The sequence below is a fragment of the Clostridium sp. AF20-7 genome (genome assembly GCF_003479275.1).
Classification (GTDB): Bacteria; Bacillota; Clostridia; order Lachnospirales; family Lachnospiraceae; genus Otoolea; species Otoolea fessa.
In genome coordinates this window covers 1-1345 of the sequence record NZ_QUGF01000030.1, presented here as the reverse complement: position 1 = coordinate 1345, position 1345 = coordinate 1, and the positions used below count along the sequence as shown (strand labels likewise).

Annotated in this window: 1 protein-coding gene; it reads right to left on the bottom strand. The window is 38.5% G+C overall.

All coding sequences use genetic code 11. The features are described from left to right. Window positions 1-28: 28 nt before the first annotated feature. Window positions 29-1150, bottom strand: coding sequence for an IS1249 family transposase (locus DWX68_RS14455; RefSeq protein WP_117582137.1), 1122 nt, complete (start codon window positions 1148-1150; stop codon window positions 29-31). Window positions 1151-1345 lie beyond the last annotated feature (195 nt).

The following is a 1345-nucleotide window of genomic DNA, read 5'->3' as shown; positions in this document are numbered from 1 at the left end:
GGGTTATAGGACAAAACGTGTTGATGGGTTAATCCCATTCAACAAACGTTCTGTCATAATTATGTAAATCACTCCATACAATGGCATCGCCCCAACTAGAAAGACTTTTTTCAAGTTTATTCTTTTCATTCATTTTTTGATATATTGCCGCAATGCTTTTATCGGTTGGCATAACATTTATTATTTCAGACAATGAAAGCGGTTCAGGCGAGTGCATATAGCACCACCAGTAAACCGCTTTTATTCTTCTTTCAACAGATAATCCTCTATGATTTCTAAGCATTTCCCTAAGTCTGGAATTGACACTGCCTTCAATTCTGTTATTGGTAGAAGGTGTGTTAAATTTGTCCCTTAATTCTTTGTCCAGATAAGTAAACAGCGTGTTTTCCCTGATAAGTTTAATTAATGACTTTTCTGCTTTCAGTATCCGTTCATGTGTAGGACGCCTGTTTCCATTTTCATCAACTGTCATTTCATTCAGGAAATCCTCATACTTATTTATCCATTCAATAAATCTTTTTATCCATAAATCCGCTTCTTCTTTTGTGTTTATTTTCAAGAGTTCTTTTGCCATGTTATATAGCTCTTTACCTGCCATTGAATTAGGTCTTGATGTCGTGTAACGCCTTACCTGGCAGAATACATGGAAAACGCATCTTTGGTGTTTTGCACCCGGCCATACTTTTTTGAGTGCCTTTGCAAACCCTGTTCCACCGTCAGATACAACCATTCTAGGTTCCGCTATACGTTTCATTAAAGCCGTCCATGCAGCGGCATATTCATATCTGCATAAATACCAGCCAAGGACATATTTATCATCACAACAGATTAAAATGCACGCTTTTCTTCCCAGATAAATACCATCAAGATACAAGACATCCCTGCTGTCCTCGACTTTAGGCGGCATAGGCCATATATTCCAATATTTAGCGGTTTTGCGTCTGAATGTTCTTCCATCTCCGGGCATTGATGACTGGGATTCCTTTCCAAACAACCAATCCAAGAAGATTTGCAGTTCTTTGGCAGAGTTGTCTATTTTGTGTGTAACTGATGAATTGCATTTCCTGCAAAGCCAACGTTGTGACCCTGCTTTTGTCTTTCCAGCTTTAATACATTTATTTCCACATACAGGACAATTTACTTGATTCATTTAATCTTCCTCCGTTGTTGCTGTTTCAAGGAAGATTAAACCTTGTTTTTCCCTTTATTTGCAAGGGATGCAGGTGTTTTTATCAACACGTTTTGTCCACCCTCAAAGTTGTTTCAAAAAAGATTGAACCGCCCCCAGCCCTTGAAATTCAAGGGCTGAAGGCGGTTTCTATCAACACATTTTGTCCTATAGGTC

Bases quoted from the DNA above. Each gene is read 5' to 3' on its own strand.
- DWX68_RS14455 (WP_117582137.1), bottom strand. From the start codon at position 1,150: ATGAATCAAGTAAATTGTCCTGTATGTGGAAATAAATGTATTAAAGCT.